Here is a 7,514-nt window from a genome sequence, read left to right on the forward strand (position 1 = left end):
GTAATTCTAAACTGTCTACAATGAATTTCTCTTTCGTTTGTCAAATCGCTAACTATAATTTATCTATTTCTGGGAAACATTCTAATTCTTCTATGACATAACGAGGTGAGAATGAAGTGCCTTTCCTTACAATTCATTAACTTTAAATTTAAATACGTTTTTTCTAAGAGCCTTTTAATAATTGAGCTATATATACATCTTAGCAAACAAAATTGTGTTTTTCCATAATCAAGGACATTATACAAGAATTAGCTTTTAAAAACTGTTAATATTAGATCCCGATCTTACTTAATAGAGACATCGTAAAAATGTACAATAGGACCACCATATAAATTATTCCCTTGAGAAAGCTCTATATAAAAGTTATCTTTCTCAAATTTTGTAGTGAACATTTCAGAAACATCTTTAGCACCGCTCATATATCTTTTTTCAAATAACACTTCCCTAGAATTTCTAATCCTTACATTAGCATCTCCGGACACAGAAAAATACACTCTATAAGTTGAAAAACTATCTAATTGAAGGTTTTGTTTTAGAATCCCTCGTCCTCCCTGATAAAGAGTGAGTGTATTACCGCTAATATTAGTTGATCCCGTACTCGTCCAATTATTTGTATTAATTAATTCTGGACTTAATAACTTTTCAGAAGGACTAATTTCTAAAATAATAAAGTTATCTCCCCAAGCTTCATCTCCATTTTGACTTTTTAAAATTAAATACACTCCCTTTAAATCAGTTCCTGTAGTAAAACGTTTATTAATAGTTTGATAATCTTCTAAATTATTATTTGTATCTTCATAATGAATATATCCAGTATTTTCATCTTTTAAATGAATAGAAGGTTTTCCTTTAACAGTATATTGGATTACATACTCAGTTTTCGGTTTTAACTTATCTCCAATAAATTGTGAAATTCCTCCGTCCTTATGAACATATAAAGCTTTAGTTCCATTCACTCCGCCTGTATGATCTACATACGCATTCTTATTATTTGCTTTCCACGGCTCTAAATTGTCCTCTTCTATGGACCCGTTCTCTACAATATTGCTAATAAAACCACTTGGCGGGACGATCAATTTAGTTTCTTTATTGCTTAAGTCTGTTGCTAGCAGTAGTTCTCTTAAATATGATTTACATGTTAAAGTAATTAATCTTGAATTTTCATCAGCTTGGAGGCCAAACCCATTAATCGGAGTCAAAAATGTTTCACTGATGACACCTAACGGCATATACACCCCATCATCATTAGCACTTAACGTTCTATACTCCGCTTCACTTGATTCTACTTTTTTCTTATTTAAGTCAATTTCTCCTGTAGAAGAATCATAAAAATTCGCTGTTACCTCATATCTTAAAGTTTTCATTTTTTTAGTGAAATCAATTTTAGTAATTACATATTCATTTGGAAATACTATGTTATTTGTATAATAGATTTGTTCAGATTGATCTGGGCACAATAATTTATCCATATCACCATAAATAACTTCCGATAAGGAATCCTTATCGACTTGATAATTTTGTTTTAGCTTAGCCTCATATACTTTTAATACTGTAATTGAATCATTACTAATTTCAAACCCAATCAATGCATGTCCTGGTTTAGCTTCCACAATCATCTTTGCATCTTCATCACTTCCTTTAACTTTTGCATAATTAGGATTAGAAAAAGTATTAGAAAGTGTAGGGAGGATGTTTACTCTAAATTCCTCTTTTTCCTTATTTAAATGTTCATTCATAATAGAAGTATAATCAATATCTGCTAACCCTAATAATTTTCGGCATGTTGTTAAAGTAAGAAAAGCTTTTGCTTGCAGAGCTGTTAATACAATTAAGAAGTTATAAACATTTCCGACCTCACTGCCACTTGTTTTCACATTTTCTTTAGTAATTAATTCCGATGCAGTTTTTAAAGCTGAACGCCCGAATAAATTATTTCCTACCATTACATCGTGGAATGTATTAAGGTAAAATTCAAAACCATCCACATCATTTTTTGTTACACTTTTCGCTAGTTCAGTTAACTCAGTTAACTCATCAAGAATATCTGCAGGAGAGCCATCCTTTTTTACTTTTGAACTAGTTTCTGTAGCAAAAGTTAATTCCTCAAATTTTTCGTTCACATATTTAATCCTTTGATACGCAGGTGTAATTTCAGTAAGTGTAGAGTTAATAAGTACATTTACATTAATAATATCCAACTTATCAGAAATCTCTTGCAATTGTTTACTTAAGTATTCTATTTGCAGACTTAGCGCATAATTTTGTTTCATTACATCACTCAACATAGAGGTAATTTTAGGTAGATATACCCGAAGCATCGTATTTATCGCATCGAGTTTGTTATTAACATCATTTAAAACTTGATTTTGTTCATTTGCAATTTTTAATATTTCCTTAGATAATTCTGTATTTAAGTTTCCCTGTGCGATAAGATCATTTAAGCTTCCATTCACCCCATCCAATTTACCAGAAATATCATTTAGTAACTGCTGATTCTTTAAAATTTCGTCTAGGGTTAGATCACCACCTGTATCCGTTTTAAAAATCATGTTCATAATGTCTTTGATACCAGTGGCAAATCCATAAATGCCATTAAAATAATCAATAAAACTTGGTAAGGCTCTTGTGCTTAATTTAGTATTATTCTTGTTCATGTTCATCTTCCTTTTCAGCTATTTTTTGTAACACTTATTTCTTGTAAACTTGTATTCTTAATTCTTTATTGGTAATTACTGATTATTAAACACTCATAACTTTTTATCAATTTCAATTGTATAAAATTAGTTTATATCATTAATGTGTTACTCAATTTTGCTTATTCTACTTTTTGAATTATAATATTTACCTATCAAATGGTCTTCCTATTCACAAAAATTCATTTATCCCTATTTTTTTACATTAAAGCACTCCTTTACTATATAAATTTTATTAACAGGCAATTTCCTAAATGTAAGTCGTTGTAAGGACTAATTACCCAGAAAATTATTAGAACTTAGTAAAACCTCCCTTACTATAAAATTGGATGCTATCACCTGTTAACACTTTCTCTGGGGCTATGAGTAAATTATATCTCCTATCTAACAAATAAAAGGATAGATAATTTCATCTATAGATGAAGTGATCTATCCTTTTCCTATAAATATAATCGATCATTTGTGAAATACCCTTCACTTAACCTCCTAACGTGCTCTCTAAAGTGGGGATTTCTCGGCTAATCGTTACGTCTAGTAACTATCGAATTGTACCAAAGGTTATTTTACTGCTATTTATACCAGAGCTATTGAACTACCCCAGCAGTCCTTGCGATTAGAAGCCTTATGGCTTATTGAGTTAATATCCGCATTATAGCGTGTAAGATAAGAAGGACAGTCTCATTTACCTAGGTCTAGATTTCTAACGTCTTTGTTTTGATATTCACAATGAGAACATAATTGGCTAGAATCAAATGTTTTCGATACAACAATGACTTATTTTCCATACCATTTTGCTTTGTATTCTAACAAGGATCGAAATTGCGACTATGATACTTCATTAATGGCTTTTGCTAACTTATGATTCTTTAAAATATTCGATACTTGCAAAACCTTTATACCAACAACATAGTGGTTTTTGGTGATTTCAGTTGAGCTTTTGTCCAGGTAATGTTTTTTATAATTTTCCATATATTCATGAATTCTATCTACCTTTACTCGCTGTTTATTCTAGTGGGAAGATCCTTTCATTCCTCTAGAAAGAACACGCTTTGCTTTCACCAACTTCTGTTTCAACTAACAATGACACAAAGTATCTACCAAATGGATTCCGTCTAACTGTAGCATTTACAATACGTCCCTTTACTTAGCGACTTTTGGCAAATCAAACAAGGCTTAGCTTCGGCAACTTTATCTTGTTTCCTACAACGCCAATGTTTTCATTGGTTTGTTTTGTCGTATAAGATTGTACGTTGTTCTTCTTAGATTTAAAGCGTGTAAAAGCATCCACAGAGTTGCGAACAGAAAACTGAATCGCAATACTATCCACTTCTTTTAGCCAAACAAGCTCTTTTTTCAAGGCAGGAAGCCACCCCTTGTTCGAAGAAAATTCATCTCCCACCTATACTCACTGGACTGTATCCTTTCACGCTCCTTGAGGAAAGAGAATTCTTGGCTAAAATGATAAAAATATTGGTTCATCTTTGATGTTGATATTTACATTACAGACTCTATTGAAAGTTACACCGTACTTACAAAAATATAATCCTTCTGAAAATTACATATTCCTCTCGCAGCTGCCACATGTTTTTGTAGAGGGAATCTATTTGTGAATTTTTACACATTATTTTCATTGTTCGTGTAGTTTAAAAACTAAAATAAGGTAAACATTCCCCTACCGTTATCAGTGTCATTTTTTCTAAGATAAATTGATTGCAACATATCTTTCATTTTTAGTCCTTCAATAGCTGTAACATTTAAATTCGTAGTTAACCTAATTAATTTTCTTATATTCAAAACTAAAGTATAATCCTATAACTGTTTCAATTTCTTTTTGCACAATTTTTTTCATATTTAGTTAAGATGGGCAGAAGGTGTTTACCAATGGATGTTTTTGCACTTTGAGAAAATCTAATTTATTAAGTCGAGAAATTGCATTCAAAAGCATTAATCGTTATATGTAAAATTAATAATATAAAACAACAGCATAATTCTAAACTAGCAGTGTTATGTTATAATTCACGGATAACCTGAAAAATAAGTCTGCATAGTTTGATAAATTATTATCATTTATGTATTTCACGTCAATACACTATTGGTAGTATAACAAGAACACTTAATCGTTCTTAAAATCCAATTTTGTTGACATGTCAAAATTTTCATTATGCATGACTGATTACATAATAAAGAAAATAAAAAATGCAATTACGCGCTGTTTGGCTAAGCCAAACCAAAAGAATCTCCTACCTATCGTTACGCACTTGGGGTAAGAGAATTCTTTCAAACAATACGTAAAAATCAATTATGTCTTATAAGTATTCTGTTCTTCAATTGAAAATAAATACATGTTATCAATTTCTAGTATCGATTTCATATAAGTTATTCCATACAAGGAAAGTATACATTATTTAGAACTAAAACCTTAAGTTTAGTTAAAAGGGGATAAAACTTTTCTAACATAACTTGAATCTTTTTGAATTGTTTTGTTTGAGATCCGAATTATAGGTATTGGGGTATTCGGGATTTGATAATTTGTCAGAATAACATCAAATTTATGCATACAATCTGGTTTTTGTTGTAGTGTTACAAAATCACCTAGCTCGTGATTGAGTTTATAATAAATAAACTTCTTTAAAGCTGATGAACCAGATAATAATAACAATCCTTTTTTATTATGATTTGAATGGACAATAAATAAAATATGGTATATTATGTAATTGATCTCATCGTTAGTTAATCTACTTTTATTTATTTTTTTATTCCAAGAAGAAATAAGAGGATAAATTCTATTATGTCCTTCTGAAAATTCATGATGTACAGTGTCAAATTCATTACCAAAAGCGCCTATTGATAAACCATACTTTTGAAACTTGTAAATTTTATGTAACCTGAAATACAAGTCATGTTTTATCTTTTCTTTTATTTCTAAACAAACATTTATTTCAGAAGATATTGTTTGGAATAAATGTTTGTTTTTATCATAAGTCTTTTTGTTTATTTTATAATAATAATCTGTGATCCTATTTTTTTCTTCAATGTTCCATTCTAATATTATTGAAAAAGCATTCTTAAAATAACTTAATTCATATTCTGTGAATTTTATATTGAAGAAAATTTCCAATTCGCATATAATTGAACTTATGCAATTTAAATTATTTGTATCAAGTATAGGAAGAAACTCTAAAACTTCTGACATATAATGTTTATTTGCAATTCTCTTTATAGATACACTAATAATAACTGCTAGCATATTATAATCTATTTCTACATTGTGAATTCTAGTAATGCTTTTAATTTTTTCTTGTAATCTAGAATCTAAATTGATTACTTCTTTATACTTTTGGATATTATAAAAGAACATTATATAAAAATATCTTAAGTTTATTTCTTGGCCAATCAATTTAATCGTTCTAAAATTAAAATCCAATCCAAAGTTCACAAGTATCTTCCGAAAGTTTTTCAGCATTTTTTTTAGTGTAATTTTATCTAGATATAACAACTGGGACCATTTTTCTAAAGAATAATATTTTTGATTAAATATACCGATTAATATTGTATAAAGTTCACTATTCATTAAATAGGGAATAATTAATTCGGAGAAATCGTTTGAAAAATCACGTTTTAATAGGTACCCTTTGGATTGAACACTTATTAAATCCCAATTTTCGGGAAGCGCTAGTTTTAACTGAGAAATGTCATTTATTATTGTTCTACTTGTACACTTTAAACTTTGTGATAAATCCTTGGAAGACTTTATTTCATTGCTATCAATCAAGGTTTCTAAAATTTGAAGTTGTCGTATTATTGATTTATCTTGTATTAAGTCTGTAATAAATTTATCCATTACATTTCTCCTCCCTTAATACTGAATTACTTATCACTAGGTAACATTTAACTACAAAACTCAGAATAGATGCTATTACCTCACGTTACTTTGCTAGCCTTAGTATTTCAATTTTATTTTCTATCTTTATTCTTATTTGATTCTATAAGGTCTAAAAAATTATACGTTAGCTTTGCATAGTATTTATAAGCATTTTTTCATATAAAGAAATATCAATTATCTGTACAACTGTATTTTAATATTTTATATTGTACAAAAAATGTAAAGTTTTGAGCACCCATGTTTACATAACGACAAAACTTCGCATTCTTAAAAGAGAAGTGATATCATGATGATTATAATTGTAAACGCATCCAAAAATATACATATTCACAACTTTTTCAAACAATCCATTTTATAGCATTTGGTTTTTGTGATTATAAGAATATTAATGAGAATGGAATGTTTTATTGTAAAACAATTTAATTATGTATTCTTATTGATCCTTATAACTCCGTCCCTCCTTTTTTATCACCGTATTCCCAAATGAAAAGAACTTCAATTATCTAATTCCTCTATAACAAATAATTATAGATAATTAAAAGATACCTTAATTATTTCCTAATAAAGCATACATATTTTCATCTATTAATGAAAAGTTTTATTACAAAATAGATAAGGAAAATCAAAAATAGATATTTTAAGAAACGAATCCAAAGAAACTACCATCTTAATGATTATTGGATTTTATTTTCCCCTTTGAATTATCTTAATATATTTAAAGTTCTAAAATACAAGTTTTATACTAGACCATAATACTCTTTTTTCAAAAATCCCCTTATGTTTTACTTTGTGCTTATATAAGATTAAGAAGTAAAGGTTTTATATAGTATAAATGCTAACTTAAATATGTACATTAACGCTTGAATAAATATGTACATTTTCAATTGGATTCTCCATACTGACTCTGAGGTGGTTAGTATGTATATTAAGCTAGATAT

The 7,514-nt window shown here is 28.6% G+C and carries 2 protein-coding genes and 1 pseudogene; all 3 read right to left on the reverse strand.

Annotation, left to right across the window (positions count from 1 at the left end; genetic code table 11):
- Positions 1-284: 284 nt before the first annotated feature.
- The 3 genes and pseudogenes from MR168_RS18625 to MR168_RS18635 all read right to left on the reverse strand — a co-directional run bounded on the left by MR168_RS18625 (position 285) and on the right by MR168_RS18635 (position 6,534).
- Complete coding sequence (locus tag MR168_RS18625) at positions 285-2,654, reverse strand: vegetative insecticidal protein Vip3A family protein (RefSeq protein WP_001039073.1); 2,370 nt, start codon at positions 2,652-2,654, stop codon at positions 285-287.
- Positions 2,655-3,374: 720 nt separating this feature from the next.
- Positions 3,375-4,059 (reverse strand): annotated as a pseudogene (locus MR168_RS18630) (zinc ribbon domain-containing protein); the annotation flags it as partial.
- 1,059 nt (positions 4,060-5,118) lie between these two features.
- Complete coding sequence (locus tag MR168_RS18635) at positions 5,119-6,534, reverse strand: AcpB/EbpR/MafR family transcriptional regulator (RefSeq protein ID WP_021727664.1); 1,416 nt, start codon at positions 6,532-6,534, stop codon at positions 5,119-5,121.
- Between the last annotated feature and the right edge of the window lie 980 nt (positions 6,535-7,514).

This window comes from Bacillus cereus group sp. BfR-BA-01356 (genome assembly GCF_022663635.1).
Lineage (GTDB): Bacteria > Bacillota > Bacilli > Bacillales > Bacillaceae_G > Bacillus_A > Bacillus_A cereus.

Bases quoted from the DNA above. Each gene is read 5' to 3' on its own strand.
- MR168_RS18635 (WP_021727664.1), bottom strand. From the start codon at position 6,534: ATGGATAAATTTATTACAGACTTAATACAAGATAAATCAATAATACGA.
- MR168_RS18625 (WP_001039073.1), bottom strand. From the start codon at position 2,654: ATGAACAAGAATAATACTAAATTAAGCACAAGAGCCTTACCAAGTTTT.